The organism is Mangrovihabitans endophyticus (assembly GCF_014646155.1).
GTDB lineage: Bacteria > Actinomycetota > Actinomycetes > Mycobacteriales > Micromonosporaceae > Actinoplanes > Actinoplanes endophyticus.
In genome coordinates this window covers 1-20,166 of record NZ_BMMX01000044.1, presented here as the reverse complement: position 1 = coordinate 20,166, position 20,166 = coordinate 1, and the positions used below count along the sequence as shown (strand labels likewise).

The window sequence follows — 20,166 nt, the reverse complement described above, 5'->3', positions numbered from 1 at the left end:
TGAGCCGGGACACGATCCGGTAGTAGCCGCCGCCCACGCTCGTGAAACGCCACTGCTGGTTGGTGCCGCCGGTGTAGTCCCATTGCTGGATGGCGGCGCCGTTGGCGGTGGAGGCGTCGGCGACGTCGAGCGCCTTGCCGCTGTGCCGCGCGGTGATCCGGTAGTACGCGTTCTCGTCGATCGGCGGGTTCCCGGTGGGTCCGCCGGTGGGGGTGGTGGTCACGGTCGGCGTGGGGGTCGCGGTGGAACCCGGCGTCCACGTGAAGGTGCTGACCGCGCCGGCCGGGAGGGTGTAGGTGAAGGCCTGACCGCCGGAGCGGACCTGGAACGTACGGCTGGCGCCGCCCGCGTTCAGCGCGATCAGCGCGACGGACGAGTCCGGGTTGCGGAAGGCGACGGTTTCCAGGTCGTTGGCGTAGGTGCTGGAGGAGATGCGCTGGGCACCCGGCCGGACGAACTTCGAGGCGTGGCCGAGCACGTAGTACTCGACGTTGTAGTCCACCTGGCCGCCGTCGGTGTGCACGGTGACGACGCCACGGCAGTCGGTGCACCCGCCGTTGGTGGGCCCGTGGTTCTGATCGAGCGCCATGTTCCACAGCAGTACGCCCTTGGCCCAGTTGCGGGTGGCGCCGATGATCAGGTTCTGCATGTTCCACTTGAGATTGGCGCCGAAGTCGGTGGCCCACTCGCCGCCGGAGCATTCGGTGAACCACACACCGCGGTCCGGGTACGCGTTGTGCACCGTCGTCTGGGCACTCGGGTCACCGGCGTAGCAGTGGAAGGCCGAGCCCGCGATGTATTGCCGCGCCGTGGCGTCGTTCAGCACGGCGATCGGGTATCCGGGCTCGTCCCAGTTGTGGTCCCACGCGATGATCTTGGTGGTCAGGCCGGCCGCGGCGAGCTTGGGGCCCAGGGCGGTGGCGAGCGCGGCCTGGTCGGCCGGTTCCATGCGCATCGACGGGTAGCCGGCTTCGTTGTGCGGTTCGTTCTGCAACGTGACGGCGTAGACCGGAAGGCCCGCCGCCCCGTACGCCTGGGCGAACTTGACGAAGTAGTCCGCCAGATCGCCGCGCGAACCGGACTTGAGCGTCCCGCCGTTGAGGCTGTTGTTCGCCTTCATCCACGCGGGCGGGCTCCACGGCGTCCCGACGATCTTCACCGCCGGGTTGAGGGCGCGGGCCTGTTGCAGCACCGGGATGACGTACGCCTGGTCGTGCGCGACGGTGAAGTCGGAGAGGTCGCAGCAGGTGTCGTCATAGGTGTAGTCGGCGCCGCCGACGGTGAAGTCGCTCGCGCCCATCGGCTGGCGAAGCATGCTCAGCCCGATGCCGCTGCTCGGGTCGAAGAGCTTGGTCATCACGGTGTTGCGCTGCGCGGCGGTGAGGTTGTCGTGGATCAGCCACGCCGCCGAGTCGGTCATCGCGGCGCCGAAGCCGTCCATCGTCTGATAGGTGACGGACGGATCGACGTCGACCGCGGTGGCCGACCCGGTGCCGCTGGCGAATCGCACGTCGGGTTGCCGGGCCAGCAACTGGGAGCGGTCGGCGGTGGTCATCCACACCGCCACGGACTCGTCGGCGGCCCGTGCCGTGTGGGGGTCGAGGGCCAGCGTGCCGGCGACGGCGACGGTGAGAGCCAGGGCGGCCGTCGGCAGGGCCGGATGGCGTCGGGGGACTGTCATGGTCACTCCATGGGGATGATGGGGAAAGGAGTGCGGTGGATGTAACACAATGAAACATTCTGGTAACATCCTGAGTCGAGTGAACATCGATTGCCGTCACGCTGTCAATGCGGAAGGCGTGCCGGATAGCCGGATGGTCGGCGGGCGAACGTCCGGCGGGCGGTCCGGCTCGGCGCGACCGTGATGAAACAAGGGATGTAACGAATGCCCAGACGACTGGCCGGTTCCGCGACGGTGCGGCAGATCGCCGCCGAGTCGGGCGTGTCCATCGCCACGGTGTCGCGGGTGCTCAACGGATACGACGGCGTCTCGCCGCAAGCCCGGACGGCCGTGCACACGGCCGTCGACCGGTTGGAGGCACGTGCCGCGCAAGCCCCCCGCCGCGGTGGCGCCGAACCCGCCGTCTTCGTGCGCTGCCCCTACGTGCTGACCGACTACTTCGGGCTGATCGTGTCGTCCATCGCGGAGACGGTGGAGCTGCACGGGCGCCGGCTCATCCTGGAAGCGGGCGTCGCCGCGGAACATCGGCGCACCCTGTCCACCTTGCACGGACAGTCCGGCATCGGCGGGGCCATCCTGATCCTGCCCCCGGAGGCCGCAACGGACCTGATCGCGTTGCGCGACCGGGGCATGCCGTTCGTGGTGATCGACCCGCGCGTGCCGATGCCGAGCGACATCGCCGCGGTCTCCGCCGCTCACTTCAGCGGCGCCCGAGCCCTCACCGCCCACCTGGTGGAGCTGGGACACCGTCGCGTCGGCGTGATCGGCGGACCGCACGAGTGGATCGCCGGCGACACCCGACTGGCCGGCACGACCGCTGCGCTCGCCGCCGCCGGGGTGTTGCTCCCGCCGGAGCTGGTGCGCAGCGTGCCGCCGACGATCGCGGACGGATACCGGATCGCGGCCGAGTTGCTCGATCTGCCGGACCGGCCGACGGCGATCGTCGGCTTCAACGACAAGGTGGCGCTGGGCGCGCTGCGTGCCGCGGCGGAACGGGGACTGCGGGTGCCGGCCGATGTGTCCATCGCCGGCTTCGACGACCTGGAACTCAGCCGCGCCACGTCACCCCCGCTGACCACGGTGCGACAACCGCTGGAGGAGATGGGCCGGATGGCGGTGACCCTGCTGGTGCGGCTCATGGAGCAGCACCGGCTGGAACTGCTGCAAGTGGATCTCGCGACCGAATTGATCGTCCGCGAGTCGACCGGGCCCGCCCCCGCCGCTTCGGCCGCACCGGACATCGCGGGTGGTGGCCGCTGAGGGGTGCGTCGCCGCGTCGGCGTGGCCTGTCAGCGTTGCTGCGGGGGCATCCGGCGCAGCGGCCGGACCACCTGCTCGGGCGGCTGGCCGGCGGCGGTGCGCATGCCGCTCAGGTAGCCGTCGGTCTCGCGGAGGTCGCCGTACTCGTCGGTCAGCGCTGAGATGCGCGCGCCGAACGCGGTCAGTTGCTGGGACAGTTCGGTCCGCATGGCGTCGACCACCTCGGACGGCACCGCGCCACGGCGCTGTTCCAGATCGTCCAGCCGCTGCAGGATCTGATCACGGGAGAAGACCACCAGCACCGCCAGCCAGGCCAGCACGAACAGGCCCGTCACGACCGGGAAGACCGCGAGCGCCTGCAGGTTCGGCGGAGGCGGGGGCTCGCCGCGCGGCCCCGGCGGCGGTGGCGACATGGGAAGCTCGACCAGCAGCGTGACGACCAGCGCGCCGGTGGCCGCGATCGCCGCGATGATCGCGAACATCAGCAGCTTGCTGATCTGCAGGTGCAGCCCGCCCGTCGACGATCCGTGGTCGCCGCTGTCCCTGTCTGTCATGGTGCCGAGATTACGTAGGTTGCGGGCGCGGAGCGACACCGATCATGCCAAGTGTCCCATTCGATGCCCGTTCGTCATGCGGACCGTCGCCTGCGCAGCACCTTTCGATAGGGCGCGAGCATGCGATCGAGCACCGTGGCCAGTGCCTCGCGGTCCGCGGCCGGCACCGGAGAGTCGTCCGCCAAGATCCGGGCCAGTTCGCCGACCAGCGGGTGCATCGCCGGCGTCGCCGGGCGGTGGTCGGTCAGCCGGTCCGGGTACGCGGCTCGCACCAGATCCTGGATGGACTTGCCGAGGACGGGCGCGATGCGGTCGATCGAGCGGATCGTGGGACGTTGTTCCTCGCTGAGCCAGCGCAGCACCACGGACGGGTCCGTGCCCACCGCGCGGGCGAAGTGGGTGGGTGTGGGGAATCCCGCCGCTTGAATGGCCTCCTTGAGATAGGTGCCGAAGCCGGGCGGCGGCGCGGGGGTGGGCATCTGGAAAGCATAGGTGCAGCGCATTGGTTGGCGCACCATGCGCTGATAGCATCATTGTCTGTAAAGCCAACGGCGTCGGCCCTGCTGGTCGGCGCCGAGCGCGCTGCGAGAGGTCGTGCTTGGTGCTGGAAGTGGTTGTTCTCCTCGGCCTGCTGATGATTGCGCTGGCCATCGTCCGGCACGCGGTCCGTGGTCGGCTGCGTCCGCCGGGCGACGCTGCCGGGGTTCGTGACACGCGGGTTCCGCCGGTGCCCGTCCGCTCGCCCGGTGACGCCCGAGCGGTGCCGTCGGACACCGCCGAGCCGGGTCCCGTCGGCACCGCTCGTCCCTGCGACATCGCTCGTGACGCGCGGGACACCGCCGTCGGGCCGCGGGTGCGGCAGACCCAGACGTCCCCGTCCGAGATGTCCCCGCCCGCCGTGGTGCCGTCCGCGGTGTCCCGGTCCGAGGCTCCCCCGTCTGCGGTGCTTGCGTCGCCGCCCGCGGCGGTGCGGGCAACGGCTGCGCCACCCATGCCGTCCCCGGGGCGCATCTCGCGCGCCGCGATGCGTCACAACGCCGGGAGCAGGTTCCGTGGCGCCGGTTCTCCGGGCCGGGCTCCGGCGGCCGGGAGAGCGCAAGCGTGGGATCCGGCGGCCTGAGATCCGCCCGGCCTGCCGGGAGTCCGCGCCGGGCACCGAGACGGCGGGTCTGATCGACGACGTGATCGTGGCGGCGATCAGGTTCGTCGATCAGACCCGCCCGGCATCACCGCCCCGTGGAAGGCTGCGAAGCCGCCCGCTGGTCAGTAGCCTAGGTCGATCTTCATCGCATCCTGGTCTGCGCCGGTGGGAGGACTCGTCGTGATCATGGCCTTGTTGCTCGACCTCGCCAACATCGTCGGCGGCTTCCTGCTCGCGATCGCCCTGCTGACGAGCCTGCCGCGGGTCGGCGGCGACCTCGGGCGATTCGCCGGGCGGATCTCCGGCTACGCGTGGATCGTGGGCGTGGTGGCGTTGGTGGCCGGCGGCTACTTCTTCCTGATGCACCTCATATCCGGGCCGCACGTGTTCCACTTCGAGGTGGTCGGCATCCTGGTCGGCCTGGCACTGCTCTGGGACCGCCTGCGTGGTCGGCAGGCGTCAACGGAGAGTGGCGACACCGGTGCCGCGAGTGGGGTGGGACTGTTGCTCGCCGTGTTCGGTCTGATCGCGATCGTGGTCGGGATCCAGGGCCTGTTCACCCCGGACGGCTGATGCGCAAGCGCGCGCCGGTTACGCCATGGGCGTACGGTGGCCAGCATGCGGTTGAGTGGGCGAAAGGTGGCGATTGGCGCTGTTCTGGGCGGCTTCTGCCTCGGCTTCCTGGACTTCATGTGGATCAAGTTCATGCCCTACCCGTTCGCCGACCTGGGGAACTCGATGGCAGTCTGGGCGCTGGCCGCGTTCTTCTTCGGCTGGTGGGTCCGCGACGGGTGGGCGCGTGCCGCGGTCGGCGCCGCCACCATGCTGGTCGTCGGGGTGCCCAGCTATGACCTGGCGGCCGCGCTGATCCAGCATGACGACTGGGCCGTGATGTGGTCGGTGGTGACGATCGTCTGGATGGCGCTCGGCGTGGCGGCCGGGATCGTCTTCGGCATCGGCGGCGTCTGGGCGCACGATTCGGGGTGGCGACGGCTCGCCGGGATCGCGCTGCCGGGTGCCGTGCTGTTCGCCGAGTCGATCATGTTGGCCCGGCGCATCGCGAATCCCAGCTACGGCACGGACAGCCTCTGGCCGGCGCTCATCGACGCCGCGCTCGGCCTGCTGGTCGTCATGCTTGTCGCCCGCAGGGTGCGCGAGCGGGCGGCGGCGCTGGCGCTGGCGGCGGCGCTCGGCGTGGTGGGATGGGTCGCCTTCGGCATCGCCGGCATCGGCTAGCCGCACCGGCATGAGGGCGGACTACTTTGCGCAATGTCACACAGGCCGTTCGGGCGACGGATCGAGGTGACGGGCACGGCTGCACCCTAGATCTTGGAGATCTGTGCGGCCGAGGATCCGGGAACTCTCCGAGTTTGACGGTCCCGCCGAACGGCCTCCAACACGTCAGGCCTGGGACAGCGCGAACGCGGTGAGGAACCCGGCAACGGTGATCAACCCGATCAGCAGGTGTGCCTGGTCGAACGCTTCCGGGATCATGGTGTCCGCGATCATGGCGAGGATGGCGCCGCCGGCCAGAGCGGTGATCCCGGCCAGCAGCGCGGCGGGCGCGGCGCCGAGCACGGTGTAGCCCGCGACCGCCGCCAGTCCGCTGATCAGGGCGATGCCGCCCCAGAGCCCGAACACGTACCGGGAAGAGCGGCCGGCGTTGCGCATGCCGGCCGCGCTGGACAGTCCCTCCGGGATGTTGCTGATGAAGACGGCCACCACGGTGACCAGGCTTACCGCGCCGCCGCCGAGCAGGCTGGCCCCGATCACCACGGATTCCGGGATGCCGTCGAGGAGCGCGCCGAGCGCCAGTGCCGTACCGGAACCCTGCTGGTCCTGTTCGGAGGGCTGCTGGTCGCCGGACCGCTTACGTTGCCGGGCGCCGCGCCGGGCGAGCAGCATGTTGCAGCCGGTGTAGATCACCGCGCCCGTCGCCGCGCCGATCGCCGCGGGAGCCAGGCCGGCCTGGTCGTGCGCCTCGGCGATGAGGTCGAAGGACACCGCGGACAGCAGCACCCCGGCGCCGAACGCCATGACCGAGGCGATCGCCTTCTGTGGCAGGCGCACCAGGTACGCGATGCCGGCACCGACGAGCAGGGCGGCACCGGCGAGCAGCCCCCAGCCGCCGGCTTGCAACCATCCGGGCACGATCGCGATCATGCCCGGAAATTTCCGGCGCAGCACGTCGCCACGCCGTCAACTTCAGGTTGACGAACGTCGGTCGTCAACCTATGGTTGACGGCATGGCAGATGTAGTCAAGCTCGACGACCTGATCACCGGGATCAAGCGGGCGCACTCCGCTCCGCTGGACCAACTGTCCAATGCCGTGCTGCTCGCCGACCATCTCGGCGAAGTGGCCGACCACCTGATCGGCCACTTCGTGGACCAGGCGCGGCGCTCCGGCGCGTCCTGGACCGACATCGGCACCAGCATGGGCGTGACCAAACAGGCCGCGCAGAAACGGTTCGTGCCCAAGGGGGAGACCGTGGAGCTGGACCCGTCCCAGGGCTTCGGCCGGTTCACCGACCGTGCGCGCGTGGCGGTGGTCGAGTCGCAAGAGGCGGCCCGCGCCGCCGGTAACGACACCATCACCCCGGCGCACCTCGTCCTCGGCCTGCTGACCGAGCCCGAGGCGCTGGCCGGCAAGGCCATCACGGCGGCGGGCGTGACGCTGGACCGGGTCCGCGAGGCGGCGACGGCCACGCTGGCACCCGCCGCCGCCGACGTGCCGGCCCTCATCCCGTACGACTCGGCCGGCAAGAAGGTGCTGGAGCTGACCTTCCGCGAGGCGTTGCGGCTGGGACACAACTACGTCGGCACCGAACACCTGCTGCTGGCGCTGCTCGAACAGGAGCACGGCAGCGGTCCGCTGGCCACGGCCGGGGTCACCAAGGACGCCGTGGAACGGTTCGTGGCGGCCGAACTGGCGAAGCTGACCGGCGACAAGCGGGCCGGCTGACGGCCGGGATCAGCTCACCACGCACGCCGATCCGTTGAGGACGAACGCTGTCGGCCGGGGGTTGCTGCCGGTGTGCGTGGCGTTGAAGCCGAACGACGCCGTGGCGCCCGGCGCCAGCGACGCGTTCCACGACTCGCCGGTGGCGGTGACCGCGGTGCTGGACTGGGTGACGCTCGCCGACCACGCCTGCGTGACCTGCTGCCCGGCGGTGAACGTCCAGCGCAGCGTCCACGGGTTCAGCGCGACGCTGCCGGTGTTGGTGACCGCCACGGCGGCGGTGAAACCGGAGTCCCAGTCGTTGGTGGACCAGGCGACCCGGCACGATCCACTCGGATCGGGCGTCTGGCTTGGGCTGGGGCTCGGGTCCGGGTCCGGATCGCCGCCCGGATAGGTCAGCCCGAAGCCGTACCGGAACAGGGCGTCCTTGCCGTCGCCGTCGTTGATCGGCTGTTGCCCGGCCGAGCGCATCCAGGTCATCGGCAGCTTGCCGGTCGGCGCATAGGCGCCGAACAGCACGTCGGCTACCCCGGCGCCCTCGCTGCCCGGCAGCCAGGAGGCCACCAGCGCATCCCAGTCACCCCACTGCGCGGCGATGTCCAACGGCCGTCCGGACACCAGCACCACGACGAGCGGTACGCCGGAGGCGTGCAGCCGCTGCAGCGTGGCCAGGTCGGCGGAGTCCAGACCCAGGCCCCCGGGCCGGTCACCGTCGCCTTCCGCGTACGGGGTCTCGCCGACCACCGCGATGGCCGCGCGATACGAGCCGTCGATCCCGGTCCCGTCGCGTTGATAGGTGACCGTGGCGCGGCCCGCGACCGCATCACGGATGCCGTCCAGGATGGTGCTGCCCGGCACCGTGTCGCCGCTGGCGCCCTGCCAGCTCAGCGTCCAGCCGCCGGACTGGTTGCCGACGTTGTCCGCGCTCTTGCCGGCCACGAAGATCTTGCCGCCGGAGGGGGCGAGCGGCAGCACGTCACCCGCGTTCTTCAGCAGCACCTGCGACTCGCGGACCGCCTGCCGGGCCAGGTCGCGATGCGCGGCACTGCCGATCGTGGTGGCGTACGAGCGGTCCGCGTACGGGTGCTCGAACAGTCCCAGTTGGAACTTCTTGGTCAGGATGCGCCGGTTCGCGTCGTCGATGCGCGTCATCGGGATCTGACCGGACTGCACCGCCGCGCGCAACCGGTCCAGGAAGGCCGGCCAGTCGTTCGGCACCATGATCATGTCGAGGCCGGCGTTGATCGCCGTGGCGACCTCGGCCTGGGTGAAGCCGCGCTGCCCGTCGATCTGGTCGATGCCCGCCCAGTCCGAGACGGTGAAACCGGAGAACCCGAGCTCGCCCTTGAGCAGGTCGGTGATCAGGTAGCGGTTGCCGTGCAGCTTGTCGCCGTTCCAGCTACTGAACGAGATCATCACCGAGCCGACGCCCCGGCGCACCGCCTCGGCGAACGGCGGCAGATGAATCGCGCGCAGCTCCGCCTCGCTCAGGCGGGTGTCGCCCTGGTCGATGCCGCCGGTGGTGCCGCCGTCCCCGACGTAGTGCTTCGCCGTGGCCAGCACCGACGCCGGACCGCCCAGCGTGTCGCCCTGCAACCCGTCGATGACGGTGGTCATCGCGGTGGGCAGCTCCGGCACTTCACCGAAGGACTCGTACGTGCGACCCCAGCGATCGTTGCGGGCCACGCACAGACACGGGGCGAACGTCCAGTCCTGTCCCGCCCCGGTCACCTCCTCGGCGGTGGCCCGCCCGATCCGGCGTACCAGATCCGGGTCCCGGGTGGCGCCGAGGCCGATGTTGTGCGGAAAGATCGTGGCGCCGTACACGTTGTTGTCGCCGTGCACGGCGTCGATCCCGTAGATCATCGGAATCTGCAACGGCGCGGCCATCGCACCGCGCTGGAAGTCGTCATACATGTCCGCCCAGCCGGACGCGGTGTTGGAGGCGGGCGCCGACCCGCCGCCGGAGAGCACCGAACCGACGCGATAGCGGGTGAGATCGGTGGGCATGATCGCGGCACGTTCGGCCTGGGTCATCTGGCCGATCTTGTCGTCCAGGCTCATCCGGCCGAGCAGATCGGCGACCCGGTCGGCGACCGGCAGCGACGGATCCTGGTATGGCAGAGCGGCGGCGGGGGACGGCGGCGGGCCGCACGCGGCGATCGTGGCGGCCGTCAGCCCGGCGAGCGCGATGCGGGCGATGACGGTGCGCATGATGTCTCCTCCTGAGTAGACGAACGGGCCTCGGGGTGCCGTCCTCGGCTAGGCCGCGCAGGCTGTTCCGTTGAAGGCGAACGAGGCCGGCGGCGGGTTGGTCCCGGTGTGGGTGCCGTTGAAGCCGAAGCTGACCGTGGCACCCGGCGCGAGGCTGCCGTTCCAGGACGCGTTCCGTGCGGTGACCTGGCTGCCGGACTGGGTGACGGTGGCCGACCAGGCGTCGCTCACCCGCTGGCCGCCGGTGTAGGCGAACGTCAACGTCCAGCCGTTCACCGCTGTCGTCCCGTTCGTGATGGTGACCGTGGCGGTGAAGCCGGTGCTCCAGTCGCTGGTGCCATAGGCGACGCGGCACCCGGACGGCGACGGGCTGGACGGGGTCGGCGTCGGGCTGGACGGGGTCGGCGTCGGGGTGGACGGGGACGGCGTCGGGGTGGACGGGGACGGCGTGCTGCCCGGCTCGTCTCCCCAGACCCGGGTGCCGCCCTCGTAGAGCGGGACGCCCCGGTTCGGCCCGGCCGTCACCTGGTACGACGGGTCGTTGGCCGGGTTCCACGTGCCGCCTTCCGCCACCCCGACCTTGATCTGCACCTCCATCCGGTGCGCCGACTGCCCGGCCGGTGCGATGGTGTAGCCGGTGCAGTCCACCTCGACGTACCAGATGTCGCCGGAGTACTGCTTGGCCGCGGTCGGACCCGGGCAACCCTGCGTGTAGGGGGAGCCGACGCTCACCGGGCTGTCATCGTCGCGGGTGAAGTAGTACCGGAACCGTGCCTGCGTCAACGCCCGCGCCGGGAACGCCGACTTGTTGTAGATGATCACCTTCACGCCGGTGGAGCGGGCCTCGTTCTGCATGATCGTGGTCTCCACCGACAGCTCCGCCATGTCCGGCTGCTCCGGTTGCGGGAAACCGGCCAGCGCCGTACCGCCGTACTCGCCGTAGAGCCGGGCCACGGCCGAGGTGAAGCCGGCGTTGTAGTCGGTGGCCACCTCGTTCATCACATAGTCGCCGCGGCTGTCGGTGTACGCGTCGTCCGGCGCGGAGGGTCCGCCGACCAGCGCTCCGTACAGCACATGCCGGGTCTTCTCGGGCACCTGCTGGCTGTCCCACCAGGACCCGTGCGCGGTGCGGTGATGCGGATTCTGCGGCGGGTTGACGCCGAAACCGATCACATAGCTGGAATGTCGCGGGTTGTCACCCAGCGCGTAGTCGATCTGCCGGACGGCGAAGTCGTGGTAACGGGCCTTGCGAGTGGCATCGGTCAGCCAGTCGCTGTAGACCAGCGCCACGAACGCGGTGTTGGCGGCGTAGCGCAGCGCACCCCAACTGTCCACCACCGCCATGCCGCCGGGGGAGGTGCGCACCTTCTCGCCGTTCACGCCGACGGTGAACCAGTCCAGCCACCGGTTCGCATCGTCGACATACTTCTGCTTGCCGGTCAACTGGGCCAGCAGCACGTACGAGCCGTACTGCTTGTTGTCCCAGGAGATCGTCCACTTGTACATCTTGGTGGTGGTCTGGTTCTCGTCGCCCTGGGCGTCGTATCCCGCTTCGGCCTTGGCCAGATAGGCGGCCTCGCCGGTCGCGCGGTGCAGCCAGATCGCGCCCCACACCAACTCGTCGGCGTAACCGCTCCAGGACTTGTAGAACGCCGTGGCGTCGGTGATGCACTCGTGATAGCTCTTCCGCACCGTGTCCGCGAAGGTGTAGAGCTGCCGGGCGTGCGTGAGCAGCGTGTTCGCGTACGCGGGATCGGTGGGCCGGAAGACCATCGAGCTGGCCGCCATCGCCGCGGCCGTCTCCGCCGCCAGCTCGGTGCCGCCGCAGCTAGCGTCGATCTTGTACGCCGGACGGGCCATCGGCAGCACCTCGGCGGGGCCCCACCACTTGTGGTCGTCGTCGCCCTTGCCCACCTGTCCATACAGGACGTTCGGCGCGGGATGCGCCTTGATGAAATAGTCGTTCGGCACGCGCAGGTTGTTGAGCAGGTGCGTGAGCTGGCCGGAGGACGCGTACGCGGCGCGGTTCTCCACCGCGCCCCAGGCGAGCATCGTGGTGGTGAAGGCCATCGGCAGGCCGAACTTGACATGATCGCCCGCGTCGAACCAGCCGCCGGTCAGGTCCAGCCCCACGTCGGAGCCGTCCCGCATGGCGGAGTCGCCACGCCATGAGACCCGGTTCCAGGCGGGCTTCTTTCCGGACACCTGGGCCTCGTAGAAGAACAGCGACTTCTGCAGCGCCTCGCCGTAGCTGTACGCGGGTGCGGCGGCGGCAGCGCCGGAGGGCGCGGCGACCCATGCCGTGGTGGCGGTGAGCAGCAGGGCGGACGCGACGACCAGGAGGGCGCGAATCCGTAACGCCGTGGCTGGATGGTGCCAATCGTCGGTGAGAGCGTCGGTGATGTCGTGTCGGGGGTCGGCGGCGCGCGTCCGGCTCACAGGCATGGTCGGCCCTTCGTCACGATGCAAATGCGGAAGGTAGTGACCGACATCGTTACATGGGAGCGCTCCCATTAACAACAGTGTGTCGCCCATGTTTCCCCCCACCGCACCCCACCCCATCGCACCCCGCCCCCCCCACCGCACCGCACCGCACCGCACCCCACCGCACCGCCCGCCCCCCACCGCACCGCCCGCCCCCACCCGCCCCGCCCCCGCCCTCGCCCCTTGCTCCGCCCCGCGGGCCCCGGCCATCCTCGTCGATCTTGGACTTCCGGTGCCCGACTCGGTATGGCTTATCCGACCTATCCGACCCGAAAGTCCAAGATCGACGGGGCGTCCCGGCCGATCTTGGACTTTCGGGTCCGACTAGTCGCGCTTTGTCATATCTAAACGGGCACCGGAAGTCCAAGATCGGCGGGGAAAGGGGCTGCGCGGGGGCGCGCGAGGGCGGGGAAAGGGGCTGCGCGGGGGCGCGCGAGGGCGCGCGGGGGCGGGAGAAGGCGGGAGGGGGCGGGAGGGGACGCGCGGGGGCGGGAGGGGTGGGGAGGGTGGGGATGGGAGGGGGAGGGGCGGGCCGTGGGGGCGGGGTGGGGAGGCGGGGTGGGGTCAGTGGTAGTGGGTGGGGGTGGGGGCTGGGGCGGATGACGATCGCACCGTCAACGCCGGCACCAAGAGGGTCGCGTCCGGCACCGTCCCACCCGTCAGCTTGCGCATCAACAGGGACACCGCCTGCCGGCCCACATCCTCCGCCGGGATCAGGACCGACGACAACGACGGGTTCGCCGACTCTGCCACCTGGTCCGGGCAGATCGCCACCACCGAAACGTCGTCCGGCACGCGCCGGCCGAACCGGGGCAACGCTGCCAGGACGTGCGTCACCGCCGCCTCATTGTGCACCACCAGCCCGCTCATCCCGGGATCCTGCGCGAACAGCGTTGCCAGGGTGGCGTGCACCTCCGGCGGTGACTCGCCACAGGCGTACGCCGAAAGGGTGCGGCCCAGCCGCACCGCGGCCTCCAGGCATCCCGCCCGGGTGCGGTGCGCGAATCCGGTGTCGCGTTCGTAGACGACGCGCGGCGCGCCCAGCAGCGCCATCCGAGTGTGGCCCAGGCCGGCAAGGTGTTCCACGCAGCGCGCCCCGGCCTGATGGAAGTCCAGGTCGACGCAGGTCAGTCCGCGGGCGTCGGCGGGAAATCCGATCAGCACGCTGGGCCGTTCCAGGGTGCGCAGCACCGGCGCCCGCGCGTCGCTCATCTCCACGTCCAGGACCAGCACCCCGTCGACCATGCTGCTGGCTGCGATGCGGCGCAGACCGTTCGGCCCCTCGTCCGCCGTCATCAGCAGCACGTCATGGTCGACCTGTCGCGCGCTGGTCACCACCGCGGTGACCAGTTGCATCAGCACCGGCAGGTGCATGCCGGTGCGCAGCGGCAGCACCAGCGCGATCACGTTGGCGCGGCGGCTGGCCAGGGCACGGGCGCCGGCATGCGGGCGGTAGCCGAGCAGATCGATGCTGGCCAGCACCCGCTGCCGGGTGGTGGAGGAGATGGACCGCTTGCCGGACAGGACGTACGAGACGGTGCTGACCGCGACTCCGGCGTGCCGGGCGACGTCGGTGATGGTGACCATGTCGGCCCGTTTCGGCCCGTGCCGGTGCGCCTCGCCGGTGGTCATCCGGCGCTCCCCGGCCGGAACGCGATTTCGGCCACGCGGGCGTCCGACGCGTCGAACCGCAGGTAGAGGTCGTGCACCCCGGATGCGCCGGTCGCCGCGGCGATCACCTCCGCCCAACGGTGCGGGTGGCCGGTGGCCGGCACGTCGAGGGTGGCCACCAGGGGCCCGCCGAGCGGCTCGTCCAGGCGGATCTCGAGGCGGGCGCCGCCGGCCGGCGCGGAGGCGCGGCAGCGTACCCGGACCGTACCGGCGCCGAAGTCGACGCGGTCGAACCCGAGCCAGGCGCCCGCGCGGGTGGCCGCCACCGCGTCGCCCTCGACCGGGCCGGCGTCGACAAGCGTCGTGCCGTATTCGTCGTCGCGGCTCGCGGCGGGCAGCGGCGCGGCGTACGCGTCCCAGTCCGGGATCTGCTCGCCGCGGACGAGGAGCACGGCGGTGGCGGTGATGTCCGTGCACGACCGCCCGGCCATCACGGTGTGCCGGGCGGTCTCCACCACCGGGCGGTTCCGGGTGACGTCGAAGAAGGCGAGGTCGGCGGCGTGCAGCGGCCACGTGACGGTGGCCTGTTCGCCGGGTTCGAGGCGGACGCGCCGGAAGCCGCGCAGCACGCGCAGCGGCTGCCGGGCCCGGGAACGCCGCTGCCGGGTGTAGAACTGCACCACCTCGGTGCCGGCCCGGCCGCCCACGTTGCGCACGTCGACGCTGATCTCGACCCGCCCGGTCGCGTCCGTCTCCGGTGCGGACAGCCGCAGGTCGCGGTGCTCGAACCGGGCGTATCCCAGGCCGTGGCCGAAGGGGAACAGCGGCTCGCCGCGGAAATACAGGTATGTCGCCTCGCTGCCGACGATGTCGTAGTCCAGCAGGTCCGGCAGGTCCGCGGCGTCCCGGTACCACGTCTGCGGCAGCCGCCCGCCGGGCTCCGCGGGCGTGCCGTCCGGGGTTCGGCCGAGCAGCACGTCGGCCAGCGCGGCGCCGGACTCCTGACCGCCGTGCGCGGTCCACAGCACCGCCGGCACGTGGTCCGCCGCCCAGCCGATCGCGTACGGGTAACTGCTGGTCAACACGAGCACGGTGGCGGGGTTGGCGGCGTGTACCGCGCGCAGCAGCGCTTCCTGTCCGCCCGGCAGCGCGAGATCGGCACGGTCCTCGGTCTCCCGGCCGTTGACCATCGGATGGTTGCCGAGCACCACAACCGCCGCGTCGGCGTCGCGTGCCAGGGCGACCGCCGCGGCGGTGCCGTCGTCGACCATCTCGACGTCGAAGGCGGTGGCCTGCGCCGGGGTGGGCGCGTCCGCGCGCAGCACGCCGTCGTAGCCCACCGTCACGTAACGGCCGGTGGCGATGTGGCGCACGCACACGCCGTCGCCGTCGCCGTCGTCGTCGCCGCCGCCGAGCATGGCGAAGGTCTCCCGGACCACCCACTCGCCCGGCCCGGGGCGGTCGTTGATCAGGGTGCCGTCGTCGGCCGCGCGGACGTAACGCCCGTTCGCCACGGCGCGCAGGGTGCGCGTGCCGGCGCCGAAGTCCAGCACGTCGAAGTGCGCGGAGGTGCCGTCGGGCGGATCCGTGACGTGCAGGGCGCCGCCGTCCGGCCCGCCGCCGCCGCACACCACACCGGCCGGGGTGCGCAGCAGGATCCGGTCCACGCCTTCGGCGTACCGCACGGCCGGCGCGCCGAGCCGGTCGGCCAGCCCGGCGCGGACGGACACCGCGTACGGGAGGGTCCCGCTGTACCAGTCGGTGAACACGGTGTCGGCCAGCGGCCCGATCACCGCCAGGCTCCGGGGTGCGGTCAACGGCAGCAGGTCGCCGACGTTGCGTAGCAACACCGTGCACGCGCGGGCCGCGCGGCGTGCCAGATCCTGGTGCGCCGCGCAGTTCACCTGCTCGGCGGTGGTCTCCGCATACGGGTTGGCACCCACCGGGTCGAACTCGCCGAGCCGGAACCGGACCGCCAGGATGTGCCGCGCCGCCGCGTCCACCTCGGACTCGGTGATCAGGCCGCGGCGTAACGCCTCGGTGAGGTGCGCGACGGTCGGGCCGGGGTCGGCGTCGTCTTCGGTGAAGCAGTCGATGCCGGCGCGCAGCGCCGCGCCGAACCCGGCCGGGTGGTCGGGCAGGTAGCCCTGGTCCGCCGCGATGTTGGTGACCGCGTGCGCGTCGCCGACCACCATCACGTCGTCGCCGGCCCAGCCCCGCAGCAGTCCGGAGATCAGCGGGCTGAGATGCGCCGGCCGGCCGTTGACCAGGTTGTACGACGCCATGACGGCCACCGCGGCGCCGGCCGCGAGCGGGGCGCGGAACGCCGGCGCCTCGTATTCGTGCAGCACGCGCGGCGGCAGGTTGCTGGAGGTGCGGCTGCGGTCGGTCTCGTTGTTGTAGCCCAGGAAATGTTTCAGCGTCGGCGCGGTGCGCAGGTATCGCGGGTGGTCGCCGCGCAGCCCGCTCGCGTACGCGGTGGCCAGTTCGCCGGTCAGCCGGGGGTCTTCGGCGTACCCTTCCTCGTTGCGTCCCCACCGCGGGTCGCGCAGCGGGTTGACCACCGGTGCCCAGACGTTGAGGCCGGTCCGGTCCGGGTCTTTGTGGTGCAGGGCGCGGACCTCGGTGCCGACCGCCGTGCCGATCCGGCGCACCAGGTCCGGGTCCCAGGTGCTGCCCAGCCCGACCGCCTGCGGGAAGACCGTGGCCGGGCCGAGCCCGGCGACGCCGTGCAGGGCCTCGGTGCCGGTGCGGAATCCGCCGACGCCGAGCCGGGGCACCGGCGCCTGGTGCTGGTGGAGCAGCGCGACCTTCTCGGCCAGGGTGAGCCGTGCGAGCAGGTCCGCCACCCGCTCGGACAACGGCAGGCCGGGGTCCCGGAACGTGGCGGAAGCCGTCTCGTTCATGGGCGACGCTCTCCTCGATCGGTCGCATTCGAAGCGCTTCGACGCTGCGCCGGAAAAGGCTCCGTCCGCACGGACGACCTATTACACCCGTGTTACGACGGAGCGTTTCGAGGTTGGCACCGCCCGGTTATCCCGGTCAAGAGATGCGGGTAGATCTATCGAAGTAGGCCCTCACCTGCCGATCAGTCGCAGCCCGGCAGATGCCCGGCCTCCAGCCGGTCCAGTGCCAGCGCCGCGCCGCCGGCTGCCACCGCCCCCGGGTCCAGCGTGGACACCACGATCCGCCCGGTCTGCTCCGGCGCGGTGGCCCGCGCCTTGACCTCGGCCTCCACCGCGGGCAACAGCCACGGCGCCAGCGGGGTGAACGCACCGCCGAGCACCACCACGCGCGGATCCAGCAGGTCGGCCAGCACCGACACCGCATGCCCGATCCGGCGGCCGGCCTCGGCCAGCGCGCCGGACACGGTGGCGTCGCCCGCGGCCAGGGCGGCCATCCGGTCGATCTCCGGCGCGTAGTCGGTGATCGGGCCGTCCGCCTCGGTGTCCGGCAGCGCGGTCCGGACCAGGGCGGGCAGTCCCGCGTACGCCTCCAGGCAGCCGCGCCGGCCGCACCGGCACAGCGGCCCGGAGGGGTCGAGCTGCAGGTGACCGACCTGCCCGGAAAGTCCCCGGTCGCCGCGCACCAGCCGGCCGCCGGCGACGATGCCGGCGCTCACGCCTACCCCGCCGATCAGCGCGACGAGGTCGGGTGTGCCGGCGTGTGGCCCGGACCGGTGCTCCGCCAGCGCGGCCAGGTTCGCGTCGTTGTCCACCACCACGTCGTACGGAGGATGGCGCAGCGTGCGCATCAGGGCGGGCCGCAGATCCAGGTCGGACCAGCCCAGATGCGGCGCGAAGCGGACGCCGCCGGTGCCGGTCACCGCGCCCGGCACGGCCACGGTGAGGCCGAGGATGCGGCGCTCCTGCGCGGTCAGCTTCGCCGCCACCCGGCCGGCCAGCGCCGCCACCGCGGCCTCCGCGCGACCGCCGGTGGCGGCCAGGCCGGGGAACGCCCGCCGCCAGGACAACAGCCGCTCCCCGGCCAGGTCGATGGCGACCGCGGCCAGGTGGTCGGCGGCGACCTGGATGCCCACCGCCGCGTACGGCCGGCCGTGCAGGGTGAGCATCGCCGCGGGGCGGCCGATCCGGTTCTCCGCCATGCCGGTCTCCCGCAGCAACCCGCGTTCCAGCAGGTCGGCGACCAGGCTGGAGACGGTTGCCTTGTTCAGCCCGGTGGCCGCGGCGATGTCCGCGCGTGAGCACGGGGTGTGATGGCGCACGTGCCGCAGCACCACCGCCAGGTTCGTCGTGCGCACGTCCGCCAGGTCTGCCGGCTGTGCCGTGCCCGGTGTTCCGATCACGTCAGATCCGCCTTTCGCACCCGGCGTCCCCCGGCTGCCCGTTCATCATGCCGCACCCACACCGGGAGCCGATGGCGTCTCTTGTCCACGCATTGACCGTCGACTACTTTGTTTGGCTATAAGCCAAACAAAGTCTACAAACTCCATAACTCAAGGGGGCACGCCGTGACCACACCCGCGGGATCGGCTACGAACCGCCGGAGCTTTCTGAGCCTGCTCGGGCTGGGCGCCGCCGCGACCGCCGGCGGCGGGTTGCTCGGCGGCTGCGGTGAGAAGGCCACCCGCGGTGGCGCCACCCAGAACCTGGACGAGCTCTCCGCGCTGATGCCGGCACAGGGCCGGTTGCCGGCCGGCATCCCGAAGCCCGATGTGCGCAGCATCCGGCCGGTCGCCGACGGATACACCACCTACCCGGCCTCGCTCGCCGACGCCGTCACCACCAAGCCCGGCACCAGCGGGCGGGTCATCCGCGCGATGACCCCGGTGTGGGGACCGACTCCGCCGAGCGGATCGAACAACGCATACCTGGTGGCGGTCAACGCGGAACTCGGCACACCGGTCGAATTCAGCGTGCAGGACGGCAACACGTACGCCGAGAAGCTGGGCGCGGTGCTCGGCGCCCGCGACGTGCCGGACCTGCTCTGCGTGCCCGGCTGGGAGGTCAACAAGCTGCCCCGGTTCAGCGACGCGGTGGCCGCGCTGTTCGAGGACCTCACGCCGCACCTCAAGGGCGGCGCGGTCGCCGCGTACCCGATGCTCGCCACCCTGCCCACCGGGGCGTGGCGCAAATCGGCCTGGAACGAGCGGCTGATGGCGGTGCCGAACCCGACCGACAACCCGTTTCCCTTTGCGCTGTTCTCTCGCCGCGACCTGCTGACCAAGACCGGCCAGCAGGCGCCGTCCACCATCGACGAGCTGATGTCGGTGGGCAAGGCGGTCACCGACCCGGGCAAGGGTGTGTGGGCGTTCGACGACATCTTCGCCATGGTGCAGATGTTTCACAAGGTGCCGGGCAGCAAGGAGGGGTGGAGGCTGGGGCCGGACGGCGCGCCACAGTTCAAGTACGAGACCGACGAGTTCCGCGCTGCCGCGGAGTTCATGGCGAAGGTGTACCAGGCGAAGCTGGTCCACCCGGACATCGTGGCCAGCAAGGGCGCCGACTCCAAGCAACTGCTGCAGAGCGGCAAGATCCTGTTCAAGCAGGACGGCATCGGCATGTGGCAACCGATGCAGGCCGAGCAGCAGCAGATCACCCCGGACTTCGATGTGCAGCCGGTGCCGATGTTCTCGGCGGTCGGTGGCGACCCGCTGTGCTGGAAGACCGATGATCCGATCTCCTACACCTTCGTCAAGAAGGGCCTCGGCAAGGCCCGCGTGCAGGAACTCCTCCGAGTGATCAACTGGTGTTCCGCGCCGTTCGGCACCGAAGAATGGACGATGCGGGAGTTCGGCGTCGAGGGCAAGCACTACACGAAGAAGCCGCAGGGCCCGGTGAAGACCGAGCTCGGCTTCAAGGAGATCCAGAACCAGTACTTCTTCATCAGTGGGCGCAGCCCGGTGGTGCCGCCGTTCCCGCAGACCCCGAACTACGTCACCGACCTGCTGCGGTACGCCAACACCACGGTGAAATACCTGGAGGCGGATCCGTGGGAGGGAATGAAGCTGGAGATGCCGGCCCGCTACAAGGCCAACGCGCAGCCCTTCGTCGACAAGATGACCGATGTGGTGCGGGGCCGGCGTCCGCTGTCCGACCTGGACGCCATCGTCAAGGAATGGCGCAGCGCCGGTGGTGACGAAGCTCGCGACCTGCTGGCCAAGGCGCTGTCCGACGCCGGGCGATGAGCACCGGCGAAGCCGTCCGGACGCCGCCCGCCGGTCCGCCGCCACCGCCCGTGCCGCCCGGGTCGGCGAGCCGGGGCCGGCGGCGCCGTCGTGCGCCGCTGCGGGCCCGGCTC

At 71.3% G+C, this 20,166-nt stretch carries 15 protein-coding genes; 6 read left to right on the top strand and 9 right to left on the bottom strand.

Features of this window, described 5'->3' with window-relative positions:
• Positions 1 to 1,681 (bottom strand): glycoside hydrolase family 30 beta sandwich domain-containing protein (locus IEY73_RS28155; RefSeq protein WP_189082360.1); only part of this gene is annotated, 1,681 nt, incomplete at its 3' end.
• 204 nt (positions 1,682 to 1,885) lie between these two features.
• Here IEY73_RS28155 and IEY73_RS28150 point away from each other — a divergent pair.
• On the top strand, positions 1,886 to 2,941 hold the full coding sequence (locus tag IEY73_RS28150; RefSeq protein WP_189082359.1) for a LacI family DNA-binding transcriptional regulator: 1,056 nt from the start codon (positions 1,886 to 1,888) through the stop codon (positions 2,939 to 2,941).
• Between the two features lie 29 nt (positions 2,942 to 2,970).
• Here IEY73_RS28150 and IEY73_RS28145 read toward each other — a convergent pair whose 3' ends face one another.
• Both IEY73_RS28145 and IEY73_RS28140 read right to left on the bottom strand, forming a co-directional pair.
• Entirely contained in the window at positions 2,971 to 3,495 is a 525-nt protein-coding gene (locus IEY73_RS28145) for a hypothetical protein (protein WP_189082358.1), read from the bottom strand.
• A 74-nt stretch (positions 3,496 to 3,569) separates the two neighbouring features.
• The gene (locus tag IEY73_RS28140) at positions 3,570 to 3,974 is read right to left on the bottom strand and encodes a helix-turn-helix domain-containing protein (protein ID WP_189082357.1); all 405 of its coding nucleotides are present in this window, start codon (positions 3,972 to 3,974) and stop codon (positions 3,570 to 3,572) included.
• A 122-nt stretch (positions 3,975 to 4,096) separates the two neighbouring features.
• Here IEY73_RS28140 and IEY73_RS28135 point away from each other — a divergent pair, with 122 nt between their 5' ends.
• The 3 genes from IEY73_RS28135 to IEY73_RS28125 all read left to right on the top strand — a co-directional run bounded on the left by IEY73_RS28135 (position 4,097) and on the right by IEY73_RS28125 (position 5,872).
• Positions 4,097 to 4,615 carry a hypothetical protein gene (locus tag IEY73_RS28135; protein ID WP_189082356.1) on the top strand — a complete coding sequence of 173 codons (519 nt, stop codon included), beginning with the start codon at positions 4,097 to 4,099 and terminating at the stop codon, positions 4,613 to 4,615.
• A gap of 207 nt (positions 4,616 to 4,822) precedes the next feature.
• Positions 4,823 to 5,209, top strand: a complete 387-nt coding sequence (locus IEY73_RS28130) for a hypothetical protein (RefSeq protein ID WP_229716232.1) — start codon at positions 4,823 to 4,825, stop codon at positions 5,207 to 5,209.
• Positions 5,210 to 5,254: 45 nt separating this feature from the next.
• Positions 5,255 to 5,872, top strand: a complete 618-nt coding sequence (locus IEY73_RS28125; protein ID WP_189082354.1) for a DUF6518 family protein — start codon at positions 5,255 to 5,257, stop codon at positions 5,870 to 5,872.
• Between the two features lie 165 nt (positions 5,873 to 6,037).
• Here the strand turns inward: IEY73_RS28125 and IEY73_RS28120 are convergent, their stop codons facing one another.
• Positions 6,038 to 6,799 (bottom strand): ZIP family metal transporter, encoded by a 762-nt coding sequence (locus IEY73_RS28120; RefSeq protein ID WP_229716228.1) that lies wholly within the window; start codon positions 6,797 to 6,799, stop codon positions 6,038 to 6,040.
• An 83-nt stretch (positions 6,800 to 6,882) separates the two neighbouring features.
• Between IEY73_RS28120 and IEY73_RS28115 the strand changes: the two genes are divergently transcribed.
• Positions 6,883 to 7,599 carry a Clp protease N-terminal domain-containing protein gene (locus IEY73_RS28115; protein WP_189082353.1) on the top strand — a complete coding sequence of 239 codons (717 nt, stop codon included), beginning with the start codon at positions 6,883 to 6,885 and terminating at the stop codon, positions 7,597 to 7,599.
• Between the two features lie 9 nt (positions 7,600 to 7,608).
• On the opposite strand, the gene IEY73_RS28110 is transcribed toward IEY73_RS28115, so the two are convergent.
• From IEY73_RS28110 to IEY73_RS28090, 5 genes are all read right to left on the bottom strand, one after another.
• Positions 7,609 to 9,810, bottom strand: a complete 2,202-nt coding sequence (locus IEY73_RS28110) for a glycoside hydrolase family 3 N-terminal domain-containing protein (protein WP_189082352.1) — start codon at positions 9,808 to 9,810, stop codon at positions 7,609 to 7,611.
• A gap of 48 nt (positions 9,811 to 9,858) precedes the next feature.
• Complete coding sequence (locus tag IEY73_RS28105; protein ID WP_189082351.1) at positions 9,859 to 12,255, bottom strand: glycoside hydrolase family 9 protein; 2,397 nt, start codon at positions 12,253 to 12,255, stop codon at positions 9,859 to 9,861.
• Positions 12,256 to 12,858: 603 nt separating this feature from the next.
• On the bottom strand, positions 12,859 to 13,926 hold the full coding sequence (locus tag IEY73_RS28100) for a LacI family DNA-binding transcriptional regulator (RefSeq protein ID WP_229716227.1): 1,068 nt from the start codon (positions 13,924 to 13,926) through the stop codon (positions 12,859 to 12,861).
• Complete coding sequence (locus IEY73_RS28095; protein WP_189082350.1) at positions 13,923 to 16,811, bottom strand: glycoside hydrolase family 3 protein; 2,889 nt, start codon at positions 16,809 to 16,811, stop codon at positions 13,923 to 13,925. Before IEY73_RS28095 ends, IEY73_RS28100 begins: the two co-directional genes overlap by 4 nt.
• Positions 16,812 to 16,993: 182 nt before the next feature.
• Positions 16,994 to 18,211: an ROK family transcriptional regulator gene (locus IEY73_RS28090; protein ID WP_189082349.1), complete on the bottom strand. Its 1,218-nt coding sequence runs from the start codon at positions 18,209 to 18,211 to the stop codon at positions 16,994 to 16,996.
• Between the two features lie 165 nt (positions 18,212 to 18,376).
• On the opposite strand from IEY73_RS28090, the gene IEY73_RS28085 reads away from it, so the two are divergent.
• Positions 18,377 to 20,053, top strand: a complete 1,677-nt coding sequence (locus tag IEY73_RS28085) for an extracellular solute-binding protein (protein WP_189082348.1) — start codon at positions 18,377 to 18,379, stop codon at positions 20,051 to 20,053.
• Positions 20,054 to 20,166: the final 113 nt, after the last annotated feature.

Coding starts and splice junctions, on each gene's coding strand:
- IEY73_RS28150 (WP_189082359.1), top strand. CDS start 1,886: ATGCCCAGACGACTGGCCGGTTCCGCGACGGTGCGGCAGATCGCCGCC.
- IEY73_RS28145 (WP_189082358.1), bottom strand. CDS start 3,495: ATGACAGACAGGGACAGCGGCGACCACGGATCGTCGACGGGCGGGCTG.
- IEY73_RS28140 (WP_189082357.1), bottom strand. CDS start 3,974: ATGCCCACCCCCGCGCCGCCGCCCGGCTTCGGCACCTATCTCAAGGAG.
- IEY73_RS28130 (WP_229716232.1), top strand. CDS start 4,823: ATGGCCTTGTTGCTCGACCTCGCCAACATCGTCGGCGGCTTCCTGCTC.
- IEY73_RS28125 (WP_189082354.1), top strand. CDS start 5,255: ATGCGGTTGAGTGGGCGAAAGGTGGCGATTGGCGCTGTTCTGGGCGGC.
- IEY73_RS28120 (WP_229716228.1), bottom strand. CDS start 6,799: ATGATCGCGATCGTGCCCGGATGGTTGCAAGCCGGCGGCTGGGGGCTG.
- IEY73_RS28115 (WP_189082353.1), top strand. CDS start 6,883: ATGGCAGATGTAGTCAAGCTCGACGACCTGATCACCGGGATCAAGCGG.
- IEY73_RS28110 (WP_189082352.1), bottom strand. CDS start 9,810: ATGCGCACCGTCATCGCCCGCATCGCGCTCGCCGGGCTGACGGCCGCC.
- IEY73_RS28105 (WP_189082351.1), bottom strand. CDS start 12,255: ATGCCTGTGAGCCGGACGCGCGCCGCCGACCCCCGACACGACATCACC.
- IEY73_RS28100 (WP_229716227.1), bottom strand. CDS start 13,926: ATGACCACCGGCGAGGCGCACCGGCACGGGCCGAAACGGGCCGACATG.
- IEY73_RS28095 (WP_189082350.1), bottom strand. CDS start 16,811: ATGAACGAGACGGCTTCCGCCACGTTCCGGGACCCCGGCCTGCCGTTG.